Origin of the sequence: Paenibacillus sp. FSL R7-0302 (genome assembly GCF_038006885.1) — a bacterium.
Classification (GTDB): Bacteria; Bacillota; Bacilli; order Paenibacillales; family Paenibacillaceae; genus Paenibacillus_AQ.
This window is the reverse complement of sequence record NZ_JBBOWB010000002.1, coordinates 557,883-583,585: the sequence shown is the minus strand read 5'-3', so window position 1 is coordinate 583,585 and position 25,703 is coordinate 557,883. Positions and strand designations below refer to the sequence as shown.

19 protein-coding genes, 10 tRNA genes and 3 rRNA genes are annotated in these 25,703 nt (G+C 54.0%); 31 read left to right on the top strand and 1 reads right to left on the bottom strand.

The features are described 5' to 3' along the window. Nucleotides 1-281 precede the first annotated feature (281 nt). The 20 genes from MKY96_RS28200 (at nucleotide 282) to MKY96_RS28105 (ending at nucleotide 13,456) form a co-directional block, all read left to right on the top strand. Nucleotides 282-1,842 (top strand): 16S ribosomal RNA (locus MKY96_RS28200). 124 nt (nucleotides 1,843-1,966) lie between these two features. After that, a 5S ribosomal RNA gene (rrf, locus tag MKY96_RS28195) occupies nucleotides 1,967-2,083 on the top strand. A 47-nt stretch (nucleotides 2,084-2,130) separates the two neighbouring features. Then, nucleotides 2,131-2,207: transfer RNA gene (locus MKY96_RS28190), tRNA-Ile, on the top strand. Nucleotides 2,208-2,303: 96 nt separating this feature from the next. After that, a tRNA-Ala gene (locus tag MKY96_RS28185) sits at nucleotides 2,304-2,379 on the top strand. Between the two features lie 204 nt (nucleotides 2,380-2,583). Continuing rightward, a 23S ribosomal RNA gene (locus MKY96_RS28180) occupies nucleotides 2,584-5,510 on the top strand. Together the 16S, 23S and 5S rRNA genes with 10 tRNA genes alongside form the textbook arrangement of a ribosomal RNA operon. An 82-nt stretch (nucleotides 5,511-5,592) precedes the next feature. Further along, a tRNA-Ser gene (locus MKY96_RS28175) sits at nucleotides 5,593-5,684 on the top strand. Between the two features lie 24 nt (nucleotides 5,685-5,708). Continuing rightward, nucleotides 5,709-5,785 (top strand) — tRNA-Met (locus tag MKY96_RS28170). 9 nt (nucleotides 5,786-5,794) lie between these two features. Continuing rightward, nucleotides 5,795-5,870 (top strand) — tRNA-Val (locus MKY96_RS28165). 33 nt (nucleotides 5,871-5,903) lie between these two features. Continuing rightward, nucleotides 5,904-5,979 (top strand) — tRNA-Thr (locus MKY96_RS28160). Nucleotides 5,980-5,997: 18 nt separating this feature from the next. After that, a tRNA-Asp gene (locus MKY96_RS28155) sits at nucleotides 5,998-6,075 on the top strand. A gap of 139 nt (nucleotides 6,076-6,214) precedes the next feature. Further along, nucleotides 6,215-6,290, top strand: a tRNA-Phe gene (locus MKY96_RS28150). Between the two features lie 4 nt (nucleotides 6,291-6,294). Next, a tRNA-Tyr gene (locus MKY96_RS28145) sits at nucleotides 6,295-6,377 on the top strand. A gap of 11 nt (nucleotides 6,378-6,388) precedes the next feature. Then, a tRNA-Lys gene (locus MKY96_RS28140) sits at nucleotides 6,389-6,461 on the top strand. A 165-nt stretch (nucleotides 6,462-6,626) separates the two neighbouring features. Beyond that, on the top strand, nucleotides 6,627-7,709 hold the full coding sequence (locus MKY96_RS28135; protein WP_340945648.1) for a PucR family transcriptional regulator: 1,083 nt from the start codon (nucleotides 6,627-6,629) through the stop codon (nucleotides 7,707-7,709). 109 nt (nucleotides 7,710-7,818) lie between these two features. Beyond that, nucleotides 7,819-8,940 (top strand): ABC transporter ATP-binding protein, encoded by a 1,122-nt coding sequence (locus MKY96_RS28130; RefSeq protein ID WP_036726231.1) that lies wholly within the window; start codon nucleotides 7,819-7,821, stop codon nucleotides 8,938-8,940. 229 nt (nucleotides 8,941-9,169) lie between these two features. Then, entirely contained in the window at nucleotides 9,170-10,108 is a 939-nt protein-coding gene (gene hprK, locus MKY96_RS28125; RefSeq protein ID WP_036726232.1) for an HPr(Ser) kinase/phosphatase, read from the top strand. Between the two features lie 12 nt (nucleotides 10,109-10,120). Then, complete coding sequence (gene lgt, locus MKY96_RS28120; RefSeq protein WP_340945646.1) at nucleotides 10,121-11,143, top strand: prolipoprotein diacylglyceryl transferase; 1,023 nt, start codon at nucleotides 10,121-10,123, stop codon at nucleotides 11,141-11,143. Between the two features lie 8 nt (nucleotides 11,144-11,151). Further along, complete coding sequence (gene ppaX, locus MKY96_RS28115) at nucleotides 11,152-11,811, top strand: pyrophosphatase PpaX (RefSeq protein WP_340945644.1); 660 nt, start codon at nucleotides 11,152-11,154, stop codon at nucleotides 11,809-11,811. Next, complete coding sequence (locus tag MKY96_RS28110) at nucleotides 11,808-12,299, top strand: acyltransferase (RefSeq protein ID WP_340945642.1); 492 nt, start codon at nucleotides 11,808-11,810, stop codon at nucleotides 12,297-12,299. Before ppaX ends, MKY96_RS28110 begins: the two co-directional genes overlap by 4 nt. Beyond that, nucleotides 12,299-13,456, top strand: a complete 1,158-nt coding sequence (locus tag MKY96_RS28105; RefSeq protein WP_340945639.1) for an acyltransferase — start codon at nucleotides 12,299-12,301, stop codon at nucleotides 13,454-13,456. The genes MKY96_RS28110 and MKY96_RS28105 overlap by 1 nt, the downstream gene beginning before the upstream one ends. Nucleotides 13,457-13,549: 93 nt before the next feature. On the opposite strand, the gene gntK is transcribed toward MKY96_RS28105, so the two are convergent. Next, nucleotides 13,550-15,088, bottom strand: a complete 1,539-nt coding sequence (gene gntK / locus MKY96_RS28100) for a gluconokinase (protein ID WP_445671508.1) — start codon at nucleotides 15,086-15,088, stop codon at nucleotides 13,550-13,552. A gap of 269 nt (nucleotides 15,089-15,357) precedes the next feature. On the opposite strand from gntK, the gene MKY96_RS28095 reads away from it, so the two are divergent. The 11 genes from MKY96_RS28095 to MKY96_RS28045 all read left to right on the top strand — a co-directional run bounded on the left by MKY96_RS28095 (nucleotide 15,358) and on the right by MKY96_RS28045 (nucleotide 25,681). Then, nucleotides 15,358-16,575, top strand: coding sequence for an ATP phosphoribosyltransferase regulatory subunit (locus MKY96_RS28095; protein WP_340945634.1), 1,218 nt, complete (start codon nucleotides 15,358-15,360; stop codon nucleotides 16,573-16,575). 86 nt (nucleotides 16,576-16,661) lie between these two features. After that, nucleotides 16,662-17,306, top strand: coding sequence for an ATP phosphoribosyltransferase (gene hisG / locus MKY96_RS28090; RefSeq protein ID WP_036726240.1), 645 nt, complete (start codon nucleotides 16,662-16,664; stop codon nucleotides 17,304-17,306). A gap of 36 nt (nucleotides 17,307-17,342) precedes the next feature. Then, nucleotides 17,343-18,653: a histidinol dehydrogenase gene (gene hisD / locus MKY96_RS28085; RefSeq protein WP_340945631.1), complete on the top strand. Its 1,311-nt coding sequence runs from the start codon at nucleotides 17,343-17,345 to the stop codon at nucleotides 18,651-18,653. Next, nucleotides 18,640-19,251 (top strand): imidazoleglycerol-phosphate dehydratase HisB, encoded by a 612-nt coding sequence (gene hisB, locus MKY96_RS28080; protein ID WP_340945628.1) that lies wholly within the window; start codon nucleotides 18,640-18,642, stop codon nucleotides 19,249-19,251. The genes hisD and hisB overlap by 14 nt, the downstream gene beginning before the upstream one ends. Nucleotide 19,252: 1 nt before the next feature. Further along, complete coding sequence (hisH, locus tag MKY96_RS28075) at nucleotides 19,253-19,873, top strand: imidazole glycerol phosphate synthase subunit HisH (protein WP_340945625.1); 621 nt, start codon at nucleotides 19,253-19,255, stop codon at nucleotides 19,871-19,873. A gap of 42 nt (nucleotides 19,874-19,915) precedes the next feature. Further along, nucleotides 19,916-20,665: a 1-(5-phosphoribosyl)-5-[(5-phosphoribosylamino)methylideneamino]imidazole-4-carboxamide isomerase gene (hisA, locus tag MKY96_RS28070; protein ID WP_340945623.1), complete on the top strand. Its 750-nt coding sequence runs from the start codon at nucleotides 19,916-19,918 to the stop codon at nucleotides 20,663-20,665. 25 nt (nucleotides 20,666-20,690) lie between these two features. Then, entirely contained in the window at nucleotides 20,691-21,449 is a 759-nt protein-coding gene (hisF, locus tag MKY96_RS28065) for an imidazole glycerol phosphate synthase subunit HisF (RefSeq protein ID WP_340945622.1), read from the top strand. Further along, nucleotides 21,446-22,165, top strand: a complete 720-nt coding sequence (hisIE, locus tag MKY96_RS28060) for a bifunctional phosphoribosyl-AMP cyclohydrolase/phosphoribosyl-ATP diphosphatase HisIE (protein WP_340945621.1) — start codon at nucleotides 21,446-21,448, stop codon at nucleotides 22,163-22,165. The genes hisF and hisIE overlap by 4 nt, the downstream gene beginning before the upstream one ends. Before the next feature lie 14 nt (nucleotides 22,166-22,179). After that, nucleotides 22,180-23,007 carry a histidinol-phosphatase HisJ gene (gene hisJ, locus MKY96_RS28055; protein ID WP_340945619.1) on the top strand — a complete coding sequence of 276 codons (828 nt, stop codon included), beginning with the start codon at nucleotides 22,180-22,182 and terminating at the stop codon, nucleotides 23,005-23,007. A gap of 23 nt (nucleotides 23,008-23,030) precedes the next feature. Then, a complete protein-coding gene (locus MKY96_RS28050; RefSeq protein WP_036726251.1) occupies nucleotides 23,031-23,978 on the top strand; it encodes a ribose-phosphate diphosphokinase in 948 nt (315 codons plus the stop codon). A gap of 254 nt (nucleotides 23,979-24,232) precedes the next feature. Further along, complete coding sequence (locus MKY96_RS28045; RefSeq protein ID WP_340945618.1) at nucleotides 24,233-25,681, top strand: tetratricopeptide repeat protein; 1,449 nt, start codon at nucleotides 24,233-24,235, stop codon at nucleotides 25,679-25,681. Nucleotides 25,682-25,703 lie beyond the last annotated feature (22 nt).

The following is a 25,703-nucleotide window of genomic DNA, read 5'->3' as shown; positions in this document are numbered from 1 at the left end:
ATGATACATTAAGTCTCGGCCCTTTGGACAGGAGATCTTCGGATCACTTGCTGGAAGCTAAAGCGAAAAAAGAAATTAAAAAAACGCTTGACTGAAACAAGGGTGCTGTGATATATTATAAAGGTCGCTGCTGAGACAAACATCAACGACAAAAGATGAGACATTGATCTTTGAAAACTGAACAACGAGTGAGTGGGAAATCACTTCGGTGAGATCCAAAATGAGAGAATGTAAATTCTCGTCAGATGTTTCAAAATGAGCAATCGCTCTTTCTAAATACCAATTTGGAGAGTTTGATCCTGGCTCAGGACGAACGCTGGCGGCGTGCCTAATACATGCAAGTCGAGCGGAGTTTGAAAGGAAGCTTGCTTTCTTTCAAACTTAGCGGCGGACGGGTGAGTAACACGTAGGCAACCTGCCCTCAAGCCTGGGATAACTACCGGAAACGGTAGCTAATACCGGATAATTTCTTTCTTCTCCTGAGGAGAGAATGAAAGGCGGAGCAATCTGCTGCTTGGGGATGGGCCTGCGGCGCATTAGCTAGTTGGTGGGGTAACGGCCCACCAAGGCGACGATGCGTAGCCGACCTGAGAGGGTGAACGGCCACACTGGGACTGAGACACGGCCCAGACTCCTACGGGAGGCAGCAGTAGGGAATCTTCCGCAATGGGCGCAAGCCTGACGGAGCAACGCCGCGTGAGTGATGAAGGTTTTCGGATCGTAAAGCTCTGTTGCCAGGGAAGAACGTCCGGTAGAGTAACTGCTACCGGAGTGACGGTACCTGAGAAGAAAGCCCCGGCTAACTACGTGCCAGCAGCCGCGGTAATACGTAGGGGGCAAGCGTTGTCCGGAATTATTGGGCGTAAAGCGCGCGCAGGCGGTTATTTAAGTCTGGTGTTTAAACCTTGGGCTCAACCTGAGGTCGCACTGGAAACTGGGTGACTTGAGTACAGAAGAGGAAAGTGGAATTCCACGTGTAGCGGTGAAATGCGTAGATATGTGGAGGAACACCAGTGGCGAAGGCGACTTTCTGGGCTGTAACTGACGCTGAGGCGCGAAAGCGTGGGGAGCAAACAGGATTAGATACCCTGGTAGTCCACGCCGTAAACGATGAGTGCTAGGTGTTAGGGGTTTCGATACCCTTGGTGCCGAAGTTAACACAGTAAGCACTCCGCCTGGGGAGTACGGTCGCAAGACTGAAACTCAAAGGAATTGACGGGGACCCGCACAAGCAGTGGAGTATGTGGTTTAATTCGAAGCAACGCGAAGAACCTTACCAGGTCTTGACATCCAACTAACGAAGCAGAGATGCATCAGGTGCCCTTCGGGGAAAGTTGAGACAGGTGGTGCATGGTTGTCGTCAGCTCGTGTCGTGAGATGTTGGGTTAAGTCCCGCAACGAGCGCAACCCTTGACTTTAGTTGCCAGCAGGTAAGGCTGGGCACTCTAGAGTGACTGCCGGTGACAAACCGGAGGAAGGTGGGGATGACGTCAAATCATCATGCCCCTTATGACCTGGGCTACACACGTACTACAATGGCCGGTACAACGGGAAGCGAAGCCGCGAGGTGGAGCCAATCCCAGCAAAGCCGGTCTCAGTTCGGATTGCAGGCTGCAACTCGCCTGCATGAAGTCGGAATTGCTAGTAATCGCGGATCAGCATGCCGCGGTGAATACGTTCCCGGGTCTTGTACACACCGCCCGTCACACCACGAGAGTTTACAACACCCGAAGTCGGTGGGGTAACCCGCAAGGGAGCCAGCCGCCGAAGGTGGGGTAGATGATTGGGGTGAAGTCGTAACAAGGTAGCCGTATCGGAAGGTGCGGCTGGATCACCTCCTTTCTATGGAGAATCGTCTTCTGCAATGAGGACATTCAAATCGGAAGCTTCGCTTCCACAATAGAACCTTCGGGTTCGGACACTCACTCGTGTTCAGTTTTGAAAGAGCAAGTCTCTTTCGTATGCGTTTGGTGGCGATAGCGGAGGGGTTCCACACGTACCCATCCCGAACACGACCGTTAAGCCCTCCAGCGCCGATGGTACTTGGACCGAAGGGTCCTGGGAGAGTAGGACGCCGCCAAGCGGACAATCAATTCATTGATTGCTTCACTACTGTAAGTTTTGTTATATGGGCTTTTAGCTCAGTTGGTTAGAGCGCACCTCTGATAAGGGTGAGGTCGGTGGTTCGAGTCCACCAAGGCCCACCATATAACAATCTGAAATTGAATAGTAAGTACCGGGGTCCCCGAAAAGTAATCGGAATTAACCTCGAAGCTACACCTCACTTTTTGGGGTGATTATATGGGGCCATAGCTCAGCTGGGAGAGCGCCTGCCTTGCAAGCAGGAGGTCAGCGGTTCGATCCCGCTTGGCTCCACCAAAACTTCTTTACAACAGTATATGCACATCGTCTGTTATTCCGAACATCACAGTCGTGATTGTTTCATAATAACAGCAACTTGATCCTTGAAAACTGGATACCGAAACGAATTTGCGTTTTAGAACATTCCTTTAAGCTGAACTTGTGTAAACAAGTTTTGAATTAATGGCGATGCTAAGCGGTTTTCCTTAGGGAAAACGCATTGGTTAAGCTACTAAGAGCACACGGAGGATGCCTAGGCGCCAGGAGCCGACGAAGGACGTGGCGAACAACGAAACTGCCTCGGGGAGCTGTAAGCAAGCTTTGATCCGGGGGTGTCCGAATGGGGAAACCCAGCTGTGGTAATTCGCAGTTACTCGTATCTGAATACATAGGATACGCAGAGGCAGACCAGGGGAACTGAAACATCTAAGTACCCTGAGGAAGAGAAAACAATAGTGATTCCGTCAGTAGCGGCGAGCGAACGCGGAACAGCCTAAACCAAGGGGCTTGCCTCTTGGGGTTGTGGGACGTCTCACATGGAGTTACAAAGGAATAGAGTAGGTGAAGAGGTCTGGAAAGGCCCGCGATAGAGGTAAAAGCCCTGTAGCCCAAACTGTGTTCTCTCCGAGACGGATCCCGAGTAGTGCGGGGCACGTGAAACCCCGTATGAATCCAGCAGGACCATCTGCTAAGGCTAAATACTACCTGGCGACCGATAGTGAAACAGTACCGTGAGGGAAAGGTGAAAAGCACCCCGGAAGGGGAGTGAAATAGAACCTGAAACCGTGTGCTTACAAAAAGTCAGAGCCCTCTTTATGGGTGATGGCGTGCCTTTTGTAGAATGAACCGGCGAGTTACGTTTAACATGCAAGGTTAAGGTGAGAAGCCGGAGCCGCAGCGAAAGCGAGTCTGAATAGGGCGACTGAGTATGTGGACGTAGACCCGAAACCGTGTGATCTACCCCTGTCCAGGGTGAAGGTGCGGTAACACGCACTGGAGGCCCGAACCCACGCATGTTGAAAAATGCGGGGATGAGGTGGGGGTAGCGGAGAAATTCCAATCGAACTCGGAGATAGCTGGTTCTCCCCGAAATAGCTTTAGGGCTAGCCTCGGTGAATGGAGTGGTGGAGGTAGAGCACTGATTGGGTGCGGGGCCCGCAAGGGTTACCAAGCTCAGTCAAACTCCGAATGCCATTTACTTCTTGCCGGGAGTCAGACAGTGAGTGCTAAGATCCATTGTCAAAAGGGAAACAGCCCAGACCATCAGCTAAGGTCCCCAAGTGTGTGTTAAGTGGGAAAGGATGTGGAGTTGCACAGACAACCAGGATGTTGGCTTAGAAGCAGCCACCATTGAAAGAGTGCGTAATAGCTCACTGGTCGAGTGACTCTGCGCCGAAAATGTAACGGGGCTAAACACACCACCGAAGCTATGGCTAGATACGTATGTATCTGGGGTAGGGGAGCGTTGTATATACGTTGAAGGTGTACCGTAAGGAGCGCTGGAGAGTATACAAGTGAGAATGCCGGTATGAGTAACGAAAAGATCAGTGAGAATCTGATCCGCCGAAAGCCCAAGGTTTCCTGAGGAAGGCTCGTCCGCTCAGGGTAAGTCGGGACCTAAGGCGAGGCCGACAGGCGTAGTCGAAGGACAACAGTTTGAAATTACTGTACCACCGTAATCCGCTATGAGCGATGGGGTGACGCAGGAGGGTAGTGACGCGGACTGATGGATGTCCGTCTAAGCAGTGAGGCTGGTGTGTAGGCAAATCCGCACATCGTAAGGCTGGGCTGTGATGGGGAGCGAAAATTATAGTAGCGAAGGTCATGATCTCACACTGCCAAGAAAAGCCTCTAGTCAGGAGAAGGTGCCCGTACCGCAAACCGACACAGGTAGGCGAGAAGAGAATTCTAAGGCGCGCGGAAGAACTCTCGTTAAGGAACTCGGCAAAATGACCCCGTAACTTCGGGAGAAGGGGTGCCTCGGTAGGGTGAATAGCCCGAGGGGGCCGCAGTGAAAAGGCCCAAGCGACTGTTTAGCAAAAACACAGGTCTGTGCGAAGCCGCAAGGCGAAGTATACGGGCTGACGCCTGCCCGGTGCTGGAAGGTTAAGGGGAGCGGTTAGGGGTAACCCGAAGCTGTGAACCGAAGCCCCAGTAAACGGCGGCCGTAACTATAACGGTCCTAAGGTAGCGAAATTCCTTGTCAGGTAAATTCTGACCCGCACGAATGGCGTAACGACTTGGGCGCTGTCTCAACGAGAGATCCGGTGAAATTTTAATACCTGTGAAGATGCAGGTTACCCGCGACAAGACGGAAAGACCCCATGGAGCTTTACTGCAGCTTGATATTGAATTTGGGTACGATCTGTACAGGATAGGTGGGAGCCGGTGAGGCAGGAGCGCAAGCTTCTGCGGAGGCGCCGTTGGGATACCACCCTGATCGTATCTAGGTTCTAACCTAGTGCCCTTAGCGGGTACGGGGACCGTGTCAGGCGGGCAGTTTGACTGGGGCGGTCGCCTCCTAAAGAGTAACGGAGGCGTTCAAAGGTTCCCTCAGAATGGTTGGAAATCATTCGCAGAGTGCAAAGGCATAAGGGAGCTTGACTGCGAGACCTACAAGTCGAGCAGGGACGAAAGTCGGACTTAGTGATCCGGTGGTACCGCATGGAAGGGCCATCGCTCAACGGATAAAAGCTACCCTGGGGATAACAGGCTTATCTCCCCCAAGAGTCCACATCGACGGGGAGGTTTGGCACCTCGATGTCGGCTCATCGCATCCTGGGGCTGAAGTAGGTCCCAAGGGTTGGGCTGTTCGCCCATTAAAGCGGTACGCGAGCTGGGTTCAGAACGTCGTGAGACAGTTCGGTCCCTATCTGTCGTGGGCGCAGGAAATTTGAGAGGAGCTGTCCTTAGTACGAGAGGACCGGGATGGACGTACCGCTGGTGCATCAGTTGTTCCGCCAGGAGCATGGCTGAGTAGCTACGTACGGACGGGATAAGCGCTGAAAGCATCTAAGCGTGAAGCCCCCCTCAAGATGAGATTTCCCAATTAGTAAGACCCCTTGAAGACGACGAGGTAGATAGGTTGGAGGTGGAAGTGCAGCAATGCATGGAGCTGACCAATACTAATCGGTCGAGGGCTTATCCAAAAATGCTACAACGCAGATTCGTTTCGGATTCAGTTTTCAGGAATCAATTTCCTGTGCGGATTTACATGGCTACCATTAATTTGGAGAGATACCCAAGTGGCTATAAGGGGACCCTCTGCTAAGGGGTTAGACTGCGTAAGCGGTGCGAGGGTTCGAATCCCTCTCTCTCCGCCATTATAAATCCAATACTTGTAGTGTGGCGGCGTAGCTCAGCTGGCTAGAGCGTACGGTTCATACCCGTGAGGTCGGGGGTTCGATCCCCTCTGCCGCTACCATACATACCCGGAGGCTTAGCTCAGCTGGGAGAGCATCTGCCTTACAAGCAGAGGGTCGGGGGTTCGAACCCCTCAGCCTCCACCATTTTTATGTTCGAATTGTATTGCCTTACACCGTGCCGGTGTAGCTCAACTGGTAGAGCAACTGACTTGTAATCAGTAGGTTGGGGGTTCAAGTCCTCTCGCCGGCACCATTTTTTACAATAAATTGTGGAACCGTGGTGTAGTTGGCCTAACATGCCTGCCTGTCACGCAGGAGATCGCGGGTTCGAATCCCGTCGGTTCCGCCATTTTTAATGGCTTAAGGGATGAGAATTCCCTGGGTTCGTTGAAGCATAGGCATCGTAAGGAATACTTCGCAATCTCGTAACGGAGTGAAGAGTATCCCGCCCTGTTCCGCCATTTTTTTGTTTTTTAGGTTTTTTTTATGGCTCGGTAGCTCAGTCGGTAGAGCAAAGGACTGAAAATCCTTGTGTCGGGGGTTCGATTCCCTCCCGCGCCACCATCATGGAGGCTTAGCGAAGTGGCCAAACGCATCAGACTGTAAATCTGCTCACGTACGTGTTCGGTGGTTCGAATCCATCAGCCTCCATCCCTTTTTAGGAGCCATTAGCTCAGTTGGTAGAGCACCTGACTTTTAATCAGGGTGTCGAAGGTTCGAGTCCTTCATGGCTCATCTTAAGTCAAACGGTCATCACTTTAGGGTGGTGGCCTTTTTTGTATTTTGATACATGATACAAGTATGCTCATAAGCGCAAATTCCGCATTTTACAGCAAAATATGATAAAATAAGCGAAAAAAGCAAAAGTGGTGGAGAATGGTGATGATGGATAGTGAGGGTTTGCGTCAAAAATTGGAGCAACTCACCGGAAAGAGGACCGGAATCAAGCAGCTGGGGAGACAGCATTCCGCTTCACTTTTTGGCATAGGTACGGATAAGGATCAGGAACTGCCGGTCATTCATGAGGGTTATCTCTGGCTTCCCCTCTATGAGAATGATGGCCGTGTTACAGCAGTGTGGGTGGAGACAGAGGGGCTGTCGCCGCTGGAGCTGGAGCTGGTGAATTATGCCGGACGCAATTTTGCGGTAGCGCTGAAGGCAACCGGGTTCAAGGAAGAAGGGGAGATGGAGGCGCGGCAGCTTAGCGGCTGGCTGAATGCCCAACTGGAGCAGGAGAAGGACGATGCGGAGATCCCGGATGAAATCTCACTGAAGGGCCGGCTGTTCGGAGATATGATTCCGTTCATGCTGGTAAGCGAGAATGTTCATAATCCGCAGATGACGTATCGCTCCTTAATGAAGCTGCTGCGCAGTTATTTCGAGAATGATGTATTGCTGGTTCCCCTGCAGGATAAGGAATGGTTAATTTTAGCCCGTAAGGAACTCCTCACAGGCGGAGATGATAAAGAGGATGAGGAAGAGAGTGCTGAGGATCTGCTGTCACAGACTTCTATGGGGCTGCATGAACTGATTGCCAGCGAGTGGGTTGGCGTCTTCCATCTGGCGGTCTCTCCAGCCATTATCCCGGTTAAAGGTCTGACAGGAGCAGTCGCCTTGCTGCGGGAGACCATTATTCTTGGCCGTATCTTCCAGGTAGGCGATTATATTCATCTGCCGTGGGAGCTGCACATGGAGCGGCTGGTTAACAGTATTCCGGATGACCGGCGGAGACAGCTGCTGGGCCAGATCGGTGATTACACGGCGGTACTGGCGGATAAGGAAATGCTGCTGACGCTGGAGAGTTTTTTTGAAATGGACTGCAATGTCAGTGAAACCGCCAAGAAGCTGTACATTCACCGCAACACGCTGCTCTACAGGCTGGACAAGATCAAACAGGAGACGGGGGCCGATGTCCGCAGCTTTGGGGATGCCGCTATTGTGAAGCTTGCCATGTTATTGTATAAAGTGACGAAAAGAAAATAGGTTTTTTGTGAACCTTGCAAATAGCCATGAGGCCGGCTCTGGGGTAAGATAAGTGTACAAGAAAGCGTTTGATTTTCTAATCCAATACTAGACTCGAGGGGGAAATACAATGGCAGGCGTACGTTTAGAGCATATTTTCAAAAAATACCCGGGTTCCGATAAAGCAACAGTAATCGATATCAATCTTGATATTAAAGATAAGGAATTCCTCGTACTGGTTGGTCCTTCCGGTTGCGGTAAATCCACAACCCTGCGTATGATCGCTGGTCTGGAAGAAATCTCTGAAGGTAAAATGTACATTGGTGACCGTGTAGTGAATGACGTTGCTCCTAAAGACCGTGATATCGCGATGGTATTCCAATCCTACGCCTTGTACCCGCACATGAGTGTATATCAGAACATGGCTTTCGGTCTAAAATTGCGCAAAGTGAAGAAAGAAGAAATCGACAAGAAAGTACGCGAAGCAGCGAAAATCCTGGATATCGAGCACTTGCTGGAACGCAAACCTAAGGCACTGTCCGGTGGTCAACGTCAACGTGTCGCTCTAGGCCGCGCAATCGTCCGTGATCCACAAGTCTTCTTGATGGATGAGCCTCTTTCCAACTTGGATGCTAAGCTTCGTGGTCAAATGCGTGCTGAAATCACTAAGCTGGTGAAACGCCTTGAAACTACTTGTATCTATGTAACGCATGACCAGACAGAAGCAATGACGATGGGTGACCGTATCGTAGTTATGTACGATGGTATCATCCAGCAGGCAGCTTCCCCTGAAGAACTGTACAATGAACCTACGAACCTGTTCGTAGCCGGATTTATCGGTTCCCCTACCATGAACTTTATCAACGGTACTCTTTCCGAAGTGAACGGCGCTGTCCGTTTCCGTGCAGAGAACCTTGATGTTGAAGTTCCAGGCGGCAAAGCTACAATCCTGCGTAACAAAGGCTTCATCGGTAAAGATGTAATCATGGGCGTTCGTCCAGAAGACATTCATGAAGAGCCAGTGTTCCTGGAAGCTTCCCCTAACACAATCTTCACTTCGATGGTTGATGTTACGGAAAACCTTGGTCATGAAATGCTCCTCTACTTGAGCGGTCTTGGCAATAACACTGTAATTGCGCGTGTAGATGGACGTTCCACTACCCGTGAAGGCAGCAAGCCTAGATTGGCCATCGACATGAACAAAGTCCACATCTTCGACAAAGAATCCGAACTTAACGTTCTGCTGGGATAAGATCTCTGCAGGGTGAACATAGTTTATAATGAAGAAAGCCGCCTGGTTAGGCGGCTTTTTCTTGTAATGATCATGGTGGAATGGAACGATAACCGCTGGGGTTAAGATTGCATTCACTGGCATAATCCATTAAGATAGCAGGAGAATTACCTGTAGCTGGAATGGATAAAGATGTAACCGGTATGCGGGGAAGCGGCATAAGCCGCGGGTGACGAAAGGACGGACATATATGGCTAAGAAGGTAAAAGTATCGGAATTGGTGCAGCATTTTCAATTAGAGGTAGTATCCGGACATGAAGGTCTGAAGAGACCGATCACAGTGGATGATTTGAACCGTCCCGGGCTGGAAATGGCCGGTTATTTCGAATATTATCCGGAAGAACGTGTGCAGCTATTGGGCAAAACAGAGCTGGCTTTCTTCTCTATGCTCTCAGAGGAAGAACGGAAAAGCCGGGTACGCGGAATCTGTAACGACAATACCCCTTGTATTGTCATTACTCGTGCGCTGGATGTACCCCAGGAGCTTGTAGACATCAGCAACGAGAAGGGACTTCCCGTGCTTCGCAGCTCGATGGCGACCACGATTTTCTCAAGCAGACTGACCAGCTTCCTTGAGGGCAGACTGGCACCGACAGCAACAATTCACGGTGTTCTCTGTGATGTATATGGGGTAGGGATGCTGATTACAGGCACCAGCGGCATTGGTAAAAGTGAAACGGCACTGGAACTCGTTAAACGCGGTCATCGCCTGATTGCCGATGATGCGGTGGAGATCCGTCAGACCTCGGATAATCAGCTTCATGGTACCGCACCGGAATTAATCCGTCACCTGCTGGAGATCCGCGGTGTCGGGATTATTAATGTTATGACGCTCTTTGGGGCAGGCGCTATCCGTAATCACAAGCGGATTACCCTGGTGGTCAGACTGGAAGCCTGGCAGCAGGACAAGCAGTATGACCGTCTGGGACTGGATGAGGAGACGACACGGATTATTGATACCGATGTGCCGCTGGTTACCATCCCTGTCCGTCCGGGACGTAACCTCGCTGTCATTATCGAGGTGGCTGCGATGAATTACCGGCTCAAGCAAATGGGCTTCAATGCCGCGCTGCAATTTACGAATAAACTTACCGCCACCATCTCAGAAGATATGGATGATCTCGATTAGGAGTGTGAGAGCATGTTTTATTCACTAGCGATTGACCCGATTGTCTTCTCGATTGGATCACTGCCGGTGCACTGGTATGGCCTGATTCTGGGTCTTGGTGCGCTTATCGGGCTATTCCTATGTATTCAAGAAGGCAAACGCTTCAACATTCCTCAGGAGTTCTTCATGGATATGTTGCTGTTGGGCTTGCCATCGGCTATTATTGGCGCGCGGCTATACTTCGTAGCCTTCAAGTGGGAAGACTATAAGGATAACCTGCTCGATATCTTCAAGGTCTGGAATGGCGGTATTGCGATTTATGGCGCCCTGATCGGCGCGATTATCTGCGGGATTATTTATTTCCGCTATAAAGGCTATCCGTTCTGGCGCATCGTGGATATCTGTGCTCCTGGACTGCTTGCCGGCCAGATGATCGGCCGTTGGGGTAATTTCATCAACCAGGAAGCCTATGGCGGCGTGGTAGAGGAATCGTTCCTGCGGGATAAGCTGCATTTGCCGGATTTTATCGTTAATCAAATGTACATAGGGGATGCTTTTCACCATCCGACCTTCCTGTACGAATCACTCTGGAGTCTGCTGGGCATTCTGCTCCTCATGGTGCTGCGCCGCCAGAAGTTCGTACGTGCCGGAGAAATCTTCATGTCCTACTTCATCTGGTACTCCATCGGCCGCTTCTTCATTGAAGCTCTGCGTACGGACAGTCTTGCCTTTGACGGCAGCAGCGGTGTGGCAGCCTTCATTAACGGGCTGTGGAGCCCTATGAAGTGGATGGGCTTCGAGCAAGGCTATCTTGACCCGGCTTACGGGAATATCCGTATCTCTCAGCTGCTCGCGCTGCTCATTATTGTTGCCGCCATTGTACTGATTATTGTACGGCGGGTTAGCGGACAGCCGAAGGCACATTACCTGGACCCGATCATCAGCACCAAACCGGCAGCGGCGGATGCTGTAGTTCCAGAGAGTGCCGCTAATACGCCTCAGAAGCCTGTTCAGCCGGTGGAAGATCCCTCTGAAGATAAGGAAACAAAGGAGTAATACAATCAATGATAGAATGCGTGTTATTTGATCTGGACGGAACGATTGTGAATACAAATGAGCTGATCATTAATTCGTTCATGCATGCGCTGAAGGAGAATAACCTGCCGGCTCTGACCCGGGAACAGATCATTCCCCTGATGGGAACTACACTTCAGCAGCAGCTAGGCGCATTCTCCGGCCTGGAGCCGAAGGATATAGGGGTGCTGGAACGGTCCTACCGTTCGTACAACAATGCGCATCACGATGAGCTGGTCCGCGCTTTTCCCCATGTGAATGAGACGATGGAGGAGCTGCAGCGCCAGGGAATCAAGCTTGGGGTGGTGACCACGAAGATCCGGCCAACCACGCTCAAGGCACTGGAGATGTTCGATCTGCTGAAATATATGGAGACGATTGTTACGGTGAATGATGTGACTCATCCGAAGCCGCATCCGGAGCCGGTGCTCACGGCTGTTGCCAATCTGGGTGTTGATCCGGCCAAAACTCTGATGGTTGGCGACAGTGCTGTCGATATTCAGTCTGCCAAGGCAGCAGGTGTGCGTGTAGCAGGGGTGGCCTGGTCGCTTAAGGGTGAGGCTGTGCTGCGCACCTATGAACCGGATTACATCATCCAGGAGATGAAGGATTTGTACTCTATTGTGGAGCAGGAGACTATGCAGCCGTGAGAAAGATAACCCGTTATCCCGTGGAGGGGCATAATTCGCTCTGGCATATATACCGCACGGTCAGCCCGTGGAAAGGTGTGCGCAATTTTATTTTTATCCAGATTGCCCGCTATTGCCCGATTCTGCCGCTCAAGAACTGGATTTACCGCCGGGTGCTCGGGATGAAGGTAGGCAAGCATACTGCGTTTGGACTTATGGCGATGGTGGATGTTTTTTTTCCGGAGAAGATCTCTATTGGGGAGAACACGGTTATCGGCTATAACACTACGATCCTGGCTCATGAGTATCTCATCAAGGAGTACCGGCTGGGTGAGGTTATGATCGGTGAGAATGTAATGATTGGGGCTAACACGACTATTCTCCCTGGGGTTACGATTGGGGATGGGGCTACGGTTGCGGCGGGATCGGTGGTTCACAAAGATGTTGCTGCCGGTTCGTTCGTCGGGGGGAATCCGCTCCGTGAGCTGCGTAAACAGGAGGAATCATAATGGCTCAAAAGGAAAGAATACCACAGCTTGATATTTTTCGGGCAATCGCTATTTTTGCGGTGATCGCCATTCATGCCACTTCACGCACGTTGGCTGAGACACTGGGCACGTCCATGTTCCCTCCGTTTCTGTTTATTAACAAGTTCAGCCAGTTTGCGGTGCCTTCCTTTATATTCTTAAGCGGGTTCGTCCTGTTCTACAATTATATTGACCGTCCGCTGGGCGGGAAGGTACTGGCCAAATTCTACAGCCGCAGGCTGATCTATATTATTGTGCCTTATCTTGTGTTTACGGTGCTGTATTTTGGACTGAAAATGACGGCCGGTCATACCTGGGGGATGCCTCTTCAGGAGATGGGCGGGAAGTTCTTCAAGTATCTATGGACGGGTACGGCGTATACACATCTCTACTATATCATCATCATTATCCAGTTCTATCTGCTGTTCCCGTTGATACTCTGGTGTCTGCAAAAAGTCCGGCATCTCGCGGCATGGGCACCGGTGATCGGGCTTGCTCTACAGTGGGGCTTCGTGCTGCTTAACAAATATATGGTGAACCACGGGTACTGGAAGCTGTCCAAGGGTAGTCTGGCCATTACGTATTTCTCGTATTTCCTGCTAGGTGCGGCAATTGCCATCTACTACAGCTCGTTGAAAAAGTGGCTCGTTCCCTCCCGCGAAGGCTGGCGCTCCGGTAAAGGTATGAGTTGGGTAGTACTATGGCTCTTATGGGCCGCCGCCGGGATTGGGCACGTGGTATTGTGGTACAACAACTATACGAAGAAAACAGTGATCAACAGTCTGTGGTATGAAGGCTTCTCGAACCTGCATGCCTTGCTCTCTTGTCTGGTACTGTTCCAGCTGTCCTTCCTGCTGTACGGGGCAGGACGAAGCGTGCTGAGCAGACTGCTGCTCTCGGCCGGGGCGTGCTCCTTCGGTATCTATCTGCTCCATCCGCTGCTGCTGTTCATGTACCGGAAGCTGCCGTTCCACGGCGGATCGCTGGCCTATACGGCGGCAATAGCGGGCGGCTGGCTGGTGGCCCTCCTGGGCTCCTGGCTGGTAGTTGCGCTTGCCTTCCGTTATGTGAAGCCAGCCTGGATGGTGTTCGGCTCTGCACCGCAGAAGCCGGCAGCAGCGCCAAAGGCGACATTGTAGACTTAGGCTAAGTATAATATATTGAAAGCGCCGGCTGGCCGCATCTGCGGCTGTCCGGCGCTTTGCTGTAAGCAGGCGGTTCTGGAAAGCACGTTAGCCGGGCTGTTCCCCCGCCTGCTCGCGCTGGAAGTCGGCGATAGCCTGATATTGATCCTCCAGACTGCGGGATACCGAGATGAAGATGGGCAGCAGCTGTTTGTAGGCTTTGGCGTGGGCAGTAACCGGCTCATGCCGGTGAGTGGAGCCAATCATGCTGAAGACAGCATCCAAGGAATCGATCCGGCGGATGGCGTATAATCCCAGTACGACTGCGCCGAGGCAAGAGCTCTCGAAGCTCTCAGGGACGACTACCTCCTGATCGAAAATATCCGCCATCATCTGCCGCCATAGCTCCGAGCGGGCGAAGCCGCCGGTAGCCAGGATTCTAACGGGCTCGCCGATACATTCCTCCATGGCCAGCAATACGGTATACATATTGAAGATGACACCTTCCAGCACCGCACGGATCATATGCTCCTTACGGTGATTCATGCTTAGCCCGAAGAAGGAGCCGCGGGCATCGGGATTCCACAGCGGTGCACGTTCTCCGGTCAGATACGGATGGAAGAGCAGTCCGTTACTGCCGGGCGGCACCTGCTCGGCGATCCGGGTTAATACTTCGTAGGGATCAATGCCCAGGCGCTTCGCGGTCTCCACTTCAGATGCGGCGAACTCATCACGCACCCAGCGGAAGAGCATCCCGCCATTATTCACGGGGCCGCCAATCACCCAATGCTTGTCTGTCAGGGCGTAGCAGAAGATCCGTCCTTTGGGATCGGTAAGCGGATGGTCAACTACAGTACGGATGGCACCGCTTGTGCCTATCGTTGCAGCGATTACCCCCGGCTCCATGGCCCCTACGCCCAGGTTGGACAGAACGCCGTCACTGGCGCCCACTACAAACGGAGTGTCTGTGAGCAGACCGAGCTTTCCGGTAAGCTCCGGAAGCAGTCCCTGCAGGATATGGGTGGTGGGGACCAGACGGGATAGCCGCTCTGGAGTAACACCGGCAATCTGGAGCGCCTCCTCGTCCCAGTCGAGCTTCTCCAGATTGAACATGCCGGTGGCAGAGGCGATGGAATGGTCAATCACATATTCTCCGAACAACCGGAAGAAGATATATTCTTTGATGGAGATGAATTTGTAGGTCTGCCGGAACAGCTCGGGCTGCTCTTCGCCCAGCCACATCAGCTTGGTGATTGGAGACATAGGGTGAATAGGCGTTCCTGTCCGCAGATACAGCTCATGTCCATTCAATTCATCCTTCAACCGCCGGGCATAGCGGCTGCTCCGGTTATCAGCCCAGGTGATACAGGCGGTGAGCGGCTTACCCGCAGGATCTACAGCGATGACGCTATGCATAGCGGAGCTGAAGGAGACCAGCAGAATGGCTTCAGGTGTTGCAAGGCTCTCCTGCATGACCGATGCTATGGTATGAATTACGGCTTCCAGAATCTGCTCCGGGTCCTGTTCTGCGACAGAGGGGGAGGGCTGATGCAGCGGATAGCCCTGATTGCTCTGAGCGACAATTGTTCCGTTCTCCTCAAAGAGGACAGCCTTCGTGCTGGTGGTTCCAATATCAACGCCAATCATATAGGATGTACTCAAGCCGTCAGTCCTTCTTTCTGCTTCTGAATTAGATACCGGGAATACTTAATGGAGGAAATAAAGTACAATCATATTAACTTATTATATTCGCCGCGTATCCAGGTGGCAAAAGGAACTCTGTAATTCAAGCGAATTGTTGACGCAAAAGGATGGTCCGTGATACGATATTGCCACTACTTTACTTTGCTACCACTTTACCATGATAAAGCATTTGATGATACCCTTTAACATATCCGATGAGGTGAACAATGAAGATGGCCAAACCAAAGGGATTTGAAAAGCCTGCCGGCGTAAGAGATTATCTCCCGCGTGCGGTAACGAAGCTGCGCAAGATCGAGAAGGATGTACTTCACTGTATGAGCCGCTGGGGCTACCGGCAGATGATTACGCCTACTCTTGAATATTACGATACGGTCGGTGTAGCCAGCTCTACATCGGATCAGAAGCTTTATAAATTGCTGAACAACCGTGGCCAGGCGCTGGTACTGCGTTCAGAAATGACGGCACCTGTAGCCCGTGTGGTCTCCTCTCTATTGAAGGATGAGCCGCTGCCGCTGCGATTGTCCTACCATGCCAACGTCTTCCGGGCCATTGAAGAAGAGGCCGGGCGGGAGGCAGAATTCTTTCAGACCGGTGTAGAGCTTGTCGGTGACGATTCGCCGGAGGCTGACGCGGAGGTAGTCGCGCTGGCAATTGCTTCACTGCAGGCGGCGGGCGTAAAGTCTTTTAAAATAGCAATTGGACATGTGGGCTTCCTCGACGGTCTCTTCCAGGAGGCAGTCTCTGGCCTGCCCCAGGCTCAGGAGGAGCTGAAGAGCCATCTGCTCAGCCGTGATTATGTAGCCTTCCGCGAGACGCTGCGGCGTCTTGAGCTGTCTGCTGCCCAGAAGCAGGAGCTGGACGGACTGCTGCGGCTGCGCGGCGGGAAAGAGATCTGCGGTCAGGCGCTGGAGCTGAGCAACCATCCGGTGGCGCGCGCATCGATCGAGCATCTGTGCAAGGTATGGGAGGTGCTGGTTGCTTACGGTGTCTCGGAGCATGTGCTGATTGATCTGACGATGATCGGTGATTTCTCATACTATACAGGCATGACCTTCGAGGGATATGCTTCCGAGCTGGGCTTCCCGGTATGCAGCGGCGGCCGGTATGACAACCTGCTGCAGCAATTCGGGCGTCCGATTCCCTCCACCGGCTTCTCCCTGAAGACCAACCGTATTCTGGATGGAGTCTCCGGGCTGCTGGAAGAGGAAGAGCTGCCGATTCTGGTCCAGTACGATGCACTGCGGCGCCAGGAGGGTCTTGCCGAGGCTGCGAGGCTGCGCTCGGAAGGGTATGCTGTGGTTACACGGCTGGCAACCGGCCCGGAGGAGCTGAAGACCGTGAAGCGGCTGGATGCGGATACTATTCAGGCAGAGGGCGAGCTCTACGGCGAGATATACACGTTCGTGTCTTTTGTCAGCGAGCATGGGTGAGCGGAGCAAGATTAAGAAATGGAACCATGATGTCATATAGATGCAGATGTTAAAGAAGCTGAAACACGAAACGGGGGCGGATATTGATGGCACAGATTCTTAAGGTAGCCATGCCGAAAGGCCGGATTTACAATAAAGCGGCAGAGCTGTTCCGTCAGGCGGGACTGCCGATTCCTCCGGACGGAGAAGAGTCGCGCAAGCTGGTGATTTCCTTGCCGGAGGCCGGAATGGAGTTCATTCTGGCCAAGCCGGTGGATGTGCCCACTTATGTAGAGTATGGAGTGGCGGATATCGGCATTGTCGGCAAAGATGTATTGCTGGAGGAGAGCCGCGATGTGTACGAGCTGCTGGATCTCGGGATCGCCCGCTGCCGGATGTCGATTATCGGGCTTCCGAACTGGCAGCCGGGCATTCAGCAGCGGGTAGCTACCAAGTACCCGAACGTGGCTTCACGGTATTTCCGTGAGCAAGGCCAGCAGGTGGAGGTGGTGAAGCTGAACGGCTCCATCGAGCTGGCACCGCTGATCGGGCTGGCTGACCGGATTGTGGATATGGTAGAAACCGGCCAGACGCTGAAGGATAACGGTCTGGTGGAGATGACGAGCATCTTCGAGATTACCAGCCGCCTGGTGGCGAACCGGGTAAGCTACCGGATGAAGAATGAGGAGATTCAGCAGCTGTGCGACCGGCTGCAGGCTGTTATTGCAGAACCGGGGTTGCAGGTAAAATAATATAAGCAAAACTATAAGCTCAAGGGGGAAGCGGCGGTGAAGATCCAGTCCAGTAAGGAATTTAAACTGCAGCGTGAGGTGGAATACGGCACGCCGGAGCAGAACAAGGCCGTACGTGAAATCGTGGCCGATATCAAGCGGGAAGGCGACGCGGCGCTGCTCCGTTATACGGAGCGCTTCGACGGCGCTATACTGACGCCAGCGCAGCTGCGCGTAACGCCGGAGGAGCTTGAGGCCGCCTACGGCCGGGTAGAGGAGTCCTTCGTGACGGCGATCCGCGCAGCAGCCGTGAACATCCGTGCGTTCCATGCGCGGCAGAAACGCAATTCCTGGATGGATCTGCAGCCGGACGGCACGATCCTCGGCCAGATCATCCGCCCGCTGAAGCGCGTGGGCGTCTATGTTCCCGGCGGCAAGGCGGCCTACCCGTCCTCGGTGCTGATGAACGTGATTCCGGCACAGATCGCCGGGGTGCCGGAGATCGTGATGGTGACGCCGCCTTCGACGGGCGGCTCTGAAGGTATTGATCCCTATATTCTCGTGGCCGCCGCTGAAGCGGGCGTACACGAGATCTACCGCGTAGGCGGCGCGCAGGCTATCGCCGCCCTCGCCTTCGGCACGGAATCAATCGTGCCGGTCGACAAGATCTGCGGGCCAGGGAACATCTACGTGGCCCTGGCCAAGCGCGAGGTCTACGGCGCTGTCGACATCGACAGCATCGCCGGACCGAGCGAGATCGTCGTGCTCGCCGACGATACCGCCGAAGCCGCCTACATCGCGGCCGACCTGCTCTCGCAGGCCGAGCACGACGAGATGGCGTCGGCGATCCTCGTGACGCCGTCGCAGCGTCTCGCGGAGGCGGTGGCTGCCGAGGTCGAGCGGCAGCTGCAGGCCTTGCCGCGCGAGCAAATCGCGCGGGCCTCGGTAGAGAACTACGGCGCGATTATCGTCGTAGACTCGCTTGAGGAGGGCATCTCCGTAGTGAACCGGCTGGCGCCGGAGCATCTGGAGATTGTGGTGAACGACCCGATGGGGCTGACCGGCGCAATTGAGAACGCCGGAGCGATCTTCCTCGGGCCGTACAGCTCGGAGCCGGTCGGCGACTACTTCGCCGGACCGAACCATATTATACCGACGAATGGCACAGCGCGGTTCTCCTCGCCTGTAGATGTGGATGACTTCATCAAGAAGTCCAGTCTGATCTATTACAGCAAGGAAGCGCTGATGCGGGACGGGGCGGCGATTATGGAGCTTGCCCGGCGCGAGGGGCTGGAAGGCCATGCACGCGCCATCGAAATCCGGCTTACGAACGAAGCGAAAGGTGGAGACACAAATGGAGAACAATAACAACGAACTGGCGCTGCGTAAGGCCGGACTTAGCCGTACAACCAATGAAACGGACATCAAGCTAACCTTTGCCGTAGACGGCAGCGGGGTTTCGGAACTGGAGACCGATGTGCCTTTCTTGAATCATATGCTGGACTTGTTCACGAAGCATGGTCAGTTTGACCTGAACGTGCAGGCACGGGGTGACATTGATATTGATGACCATCACACGGTAGAGGACATCGGCATTTGTCTGGGACAGGCTCTGCGCGAAGCGCTGGGCGACAAAATAGGGATCAAACGTTACGCCAGTGTCTTCGTCCCTATGGACGAAGCGCTGGCTCAGGTAGTGATTGATATCAGCAACCGTCCGCATTTTGAATACCGGGCGGAGTATCCTTCCCAGCAGGTGGGCAGCTTCTCCACGGAGCTCGTTCATGAATTCCTCTGGAAATTCGCGCTGGAAGCCAGAATTACGCTGCATGTCATCGTACATTACGGCTCCAACACCCACCATATGATAGAAGCAGTATTCAAGGCATTGGGGCGGGCACTGGACGAAGCGACTATCGTAGATCCGCGTGTGAAGGGCGTACCTTCGACGAAGGGAGTGCTGTAGCATGGCCGTTGCAATCGTCGATTATGGCATGGGCAACCTGCACAGTGTCAGTAAGGCGGTAGAGCGGCTGGGGTATACGAGTCTTGTAACCTCGGATGCCGCCGAGATTTTGGCGGCAGACAGTGTCATTCTGCCGGGTGTCGGTGCCTTTGGCGATGCGATGGAACACCTCCGCGAGAGCGGAATGGATGTGGTAGTCCGGGCCGCAGCAGAAGCGGGACAGCCTGTGCTGGGCATCTGCCTCGGGATGCAGCTGCTGTTCAGCAGCAGCGAGGAGCATGGCGAGCATCAGGGGCTGGAGCTTCTGCCCGGCGCAGTGGTGCGCTTCGCCCCCCGGGACGGCTACAAGGTGCCACACATGGGCTGGAACAAGCTGAGCTTCCGCCAGCCGGAGAGTCCGCTGCTAACCGGTCTGACGGAGGGCCATGTGTACTTCGTGCACTCCTATCATGCACTCGCGGCGGACAGCGAGCTGCTGGCCGTTACAGACTACGGACATCCGGTAACGGCTATTGTGGGCCGCGGCAATGTCTACGGTATGCAGTTCCACCCGGAGAAGAGCGGGGAGCTTGGCATCAAGCTGCTGGGTAATTTCCTGAGGCTCCAGGCACAGCAGGCTTAGCCTGCCTAAATCACTAATTTGCAATGAAAGCGGGGAGTATTCATGTCTTCTTTTATCCTATATCCGGCGATTGATATCCGGGACGGCAAGTGTGTCCGGCTGCAGCAGGGTGATTATGCCCAAGAGACGATCTATAACGACAGTCCGGTAGAGGTAGCTAAGTCATGGGAAGAGCAGGGCGGGCAGTATATCCATCTGGTGGATCTGGACGGAGCCAAAGCAGGCTGCCCCGTGAATGATGCCATCATTGGAGCCATTGCGAAGCATGCGAATGTTCCTGTACAGGTCGGCGGGGGTCTCCGTACTCTTGCCGATGTTGAGAAGCTGCTGGGCCTCGGCGTCAGCCGGGTGATTATCGGAACGGCGGCCATTAATGATCAGGCTTTTACAGAAGCAGTTCTTGCCAAATACGGCGACAAAGTTGCCATCGGCATCGATGCCCGCAACGGCTATGTGGCTACGCACGGCTGGCTTAATACGTCTGAGGTCCGCGCGGAAGATCTGGCCAGAGAGCTGGCCGCCAAAGGTGCCGAGACCTTCATCTATACCGATATCTCCCGTGACGGGATGATGCAGGGGCCGAACGTGGAAGGCATTCTGTCTATGGCCAAGGCAAGCGGCCGCAGCGTAATCGCCTCAGGCGGAGTGACCAGCCTTAATGATCTGCAGCGCCTGAACGTACATAGCGGCAGCGGAATCGGCGGGGCGATTGTGGGCAAGGCGCTGTATACCGGCAATATTGATCTGGCTGAAGCGCTGCAGGCCCTGGGCCAGTCCTCCGGATTGCGGTAAGTCTATACTAGGGAGGGGTCTTGGAATGTTGGCGAAACGGATTATTCCCTGTCTGGATGTGAAGGACGGGCGTGTGGTAAAAGGCGTGAATTTTGTGAATTTGCGCGATGCCGGAGATCCGGTGGAGCTTGCGGCGCTGTACGACCGCGAGGGCGCGGATGAGCTGGTATTCCTGGATATTTCCGCTTCTGTGGAAGGCAGGGCGACCATGATTGAAGTGGTGCGGCAGACGGCAGGTGAGATTGCCATTCCCTTCACGGTGGGCGGGGGCATCTCGACCCCGGAGGATATGAAGCGGATTCTGCGTGCCGGAGCGGACAAGATCGGCATTAACACGGCAGCTGTCAATAACCCCCGGCTAATTCTGGAAGGGGCCCGTCACTTCGGCTCGCAATGCATTGTAGTGGCGATGGATGCCAAATATAATGAGGCTTGGGGCGAATGGGAAGTGTATACGCACGGCGGACGTACGCCCACTGGCATCCGGGCCTTGAACTGGGCCAAGGAAGCTGAGCGGCTGGGGGCCGGCGAGATTCTGCTTACAAGTATGGACGCGGACGGGACCAAGGACGGCTTCGACCTGAAGCTGACGGCGGCAGTAAGTGATCTGCTGAGTATTCCAGTGATTGCTTCCGGCGGGGCCGGGAGAATTGAACATTTCTATGATGTATTTACGGAAGGCCGGGCAGATGCCGGACTTGCGGCAACCATTTTTCACTATAAAGAGATTGCTATTCATGATCTGAAGGCTGATCTGAAGCAAAGAGGAGTAGAGATCCGATGAGCGAGGATAAAAAGACTATTGCACAGAGCCAGCAAGAGGCAGTGTCCGGCATCCGCTGGAATGAATCAGGCCTGCTGCCTGCTGTCATTCAGGATGCGCGCACTCTGGAGGTATTAATGTTCGCCTATATGAATCCTGAGTCGCTGCAGCGCTCCCTTGCGAGCGGCCAGACCTGGTTCTGGAGCCGTTCACGCAGCGAGCTGTGGCATAAGGGGGGGACGTCCGGCAATACGCAGGCGATCACCTCGATCCATTACGATTGTGACAGCGATACGCTGCTGGTGAAGGTAGTGCCGGAGGGACCGGCCTGCCATACCGGGGAGAACAGCTGCTTCTTCCGCGAGATTCCGCTCGATTCACCTGCAAACGTAACTGACACTGCCGGGGCTGCCGTGAACGCTGCTGAAGCAGAGAGCGGCCGGTTTGCAGTACTTGGGGAGCTGGAGCGTGTGATTGCCGAGCGTGAGGTGAACCGTCCTGAGGGGGCGTATACGACCTATCTGTTCGACAAGGGCGTGGACAAGATCCTGAAGAAGGTCGGTGAGGAAGCCTCTGAGACGATCATTGCCGCCAAAAACAAGGATAATGCCGAGCTGCGCCTGGAGGTCAGCGATCTGATCTATCACCTGCTGGTGCTGCTGCAGGAGCGCAAGCTTCCGCTGGATGAGATTCTGGAAGAGCTGAGCGCCCGCCATGAACGGCCTCGCCGCGATTAGGAGGAACTTTCAGCATGCACATCGATTATCATACCCATCATGAACGCTGCGGTCATGCGGTCGGGAAGCTGGAGGAGTATGTGCAGCGGGGCATCGCTCTGGGGCTTGAGCAGCTCGGGCTGTCGGATCATCTGCCGCTTATCCATGTCGACCCGGACCACTACTATCCCGAGATGGCTATGCCCCTTGCGGAGCTTCCGCGATATGTGGAGGAATGCCTTACACTGAAGGAGCGCTACCGGGGCACGATTGAGCTGCGGGTGGGGCTGGAGGCGGATTATATTGAGGGATATGAGGAACAGATCCGCGAGCTTTTGGCACCCTATCCGTGGGATTATCTTATTGGCTCGGTGCATTTCCTGGGAGAATGGGATATTACCGACCACCGGCAGACCCATGGCTGGGAAGGCCAGGATGTAATGGCGGTATACCGCCGCTATTATGATGCTGTACAGAAGTCGGCGTTATCGGGATTATATGATATTATAGGACATATGGACGTCATCAAAAGGTTCGGTTACGGACCCCGGACGCCGGAGGACCTGGCGGAGGCCAGAGCCCTTGAGCTGGATACGCTGAAGATCATCGCCCGCAGCGGAACCGCCATGGAGCTGAATGCTTCCGGGCTGACCAAGCCGTGCGCCGAGATGTTTCCGGCAGAGCATGTGCTGGTCCAGGCACTTGCGCTAGGCATTCCGCTCACGGTTGGCTCTGATGCGCATGATCCCATGAAGCTGGGAGACGGCTTAACAGAGGCCCGGGACATGCTCTGGCGCACCGGCTTCCGCGAACTGGCCGTCTTTGAAGGACGCCGCCGTACATCCGTTCCGTTCAATATATAAATTTATAATCCCAGGAGGGTACTATGCATCATCAATTACGGATTTTTTCCGGTTCGTCGAATCCGAAGCTTGCCGCTGATATTGCGGAGCGCCTTGGTGCGCCGCTTGGCCAGATCAAGCTGACCCGTTTCAAAAGCGGCGAGATTTATGTGCATTATGAAGAGAGCATCCGGAACTGCGACGTATTTTTGGTGCAATCCCTGGCTCATCCGATTAACGAGCTGTTTGTAGAGCTGCTGGTCATGATTGATGCCGCCAAGCGCGCATCGGCCAGAACGGTGAACATTATCGTTCCCTATTACGGGTACGCCCGGCAGGAGCGTAAGTCCGCACCACGTGAGCCGATCTCGGCCAAAATGGTCGCCGATGTGCTGACCACCGCCGGCGCAACGCGCGTCATTACGATTGATCTGCATGCTGCAGCCATACAGGGATTCTTCAATATTCCGGTGGATCATCTGACTGCGCTTGATCTGATCAGCGGTTATCTGAAGGTGAAGGGGCTTACCGATCTGGTCGTGGTCTCCCCGGATGCGGGACGCGCGTCTATGGCGGAGAAGCTGGCCAGCCGGCTGGATTCGCCGTTCGCCATCATGATCAAGAAGCGTCCGGCGCATAATGAATCGGTGATTACGCATGTCATTGGTGATGTGGAAGGCAGGACGCCGATCATTATAGAGGATCTTATTGATACCGGAACGACTATCGTCAATGTGGTGGAGGGCCTGAAGGAGCGGGGCGCCCGGAACAGTATCGTCTGTGCTACGCACGGACTGTTTTCCGGGGATGCGCTTGAGCGGATGGATCATCCCAATATCGACGAGATTGTCATTACCGATTCGATTGCCCTGCCGGATGAGCATTCCAGCAGATTCGCAGTGCTCTCGGTAGCTCCCATGCTGGCTGAGGCCACGCGTATTATTATCGAGGGCGGTTCCATAGATAAGCTGTTCAGAGACGCGGGGATTTAACTCCCGCGTCTTTTTTATTGTGAATGAGGCACAAGATAACCTATCCTTCTATTTCTCGCTGAAACGGGTGCCGTCCCTGAAAGGACGGCAAAGCCGTTTCCACTTGAGCTTTTCCCTCCCGTCAGCTCTCTCCCTGAGACTTGAGAATCTCGTTGCCACATGTGGTATACTGTGTGAAGAAGACAGCCGAGACCATAAATGGAAACGAACAGGTAAGGCTAGGGAAGCTGAAACAAGGGAGGTGCCTTGCTTCCATGATAGAGAGAACTTCAGAGAATGTCGCGGAGCACAGTAATGTCATTCCGGTCACTCTGGATGCCAATTTTTTCTTTGAAAGAGCCGTTCGGTCGCTGGACCGCTTTCAATATGATAAGGCATTAAGAAATTTTCGCAAAGCTGTTGAATATGAGCCGGATAATCCGGTGAATCATTGCAATATGGCGGGTATATTATCTGAGATGGGCAATTATACCGCATCTAACGAGATTCTTATCCATGTTCTGGAGAAGATCGACCCCGCTATGACGGAATGCCATTTCTACATGGCTAATAACTTCGCCAATATGGAAAGCTTTGAAGAGGCGGAGCGTTCGCTGGTCACTTACTTGGAAGAGGATGCTAACGGCGAGTTCATGACCGAATCCGAAGAACTGATGGAGCTGCTGCAATATGAGCTGAACCGGCCTGCTCCGCTGGTGCGTATCCGCAGCCGTGAGGGAGTCGTAGAGCATGACCGGGCGCGGAGTCTGCTGGAGGAGGGTAAGTTCCCTCAGGCTGTAGAACTGCTGGAGGAGATCACTGCGGGCACCCCGGATTTTTTGGCTGCGCATAATAATCTGGCACTGGCTCATTTCTATATGGGCCGGTTCGCCAAGGCGAAGGAATGTCTGAATGAGGTGCTGAAGCAAGACCCCGGCAATCTGCACGCTCTGTGCAATATGGCCATCTTCCTGCAGTATGCAGGAGATAAGGAACAGCTTGCGACGCTGCTGGGTATGCTTGAAGCAACAGTGCCGTTCCATCAGGAGCATGTATTCAAAATGGCTACAACCATGGGTATCCTGGGCCGGCACGCTGCCGCTTACAGCCATTTCCGCCGTCTGCTGAAGGACGAGGAGGTCGCCGGAGACGCCGGGCTGTATCATTACTGTGCGGCGGCGGCAAGCAATAGCGGAAGACATGATGAGGCACTGCGCTGCTGGAGACAGGCAGCCAAGCTGGACCCTGCTTCCGCTGTCCCGGCGTTCTTCCTGTCCCAGCTCCAGCAGGCCCGGGCAGAAGGACAGCCTATGCCTGCAGTCAGCTATAACTATCAGCTGCCCTTCCAGGAGCAGCTGAAGCAGTGGAAGGGCAATACGGGCAGATTCACTGAAGAAGTGCGGAATAATCCGCTGCTGCGCGCCTCGTTCTTCTGGGCGCTGCGCTACGGCGATTCCGCTACGAAGCTTCAGGTGACCGAGGCTCTCCGCTGGATTGAGGACGAGGAGATGTCCGAGGTACTGCGCGGAGTTCTGGAGCAGGAGCCGCTGAAGGAGGACCGCCTGCAGGAGGCGGCATTGTTCAGCCTTCAGCGGCTGATCGGGGAGAACCTGAATGAAGCCGGCGGCTCGCCCGGCGAAGAGCAGGAGCCTGCGGCTGCTCCCGGACCCAAGGGGATGCTGCCCGGAACCGGCGGCTTATCGCCGTCCACTACCCGTATTTGAAGCAATTGCTGTTGTAAGAACA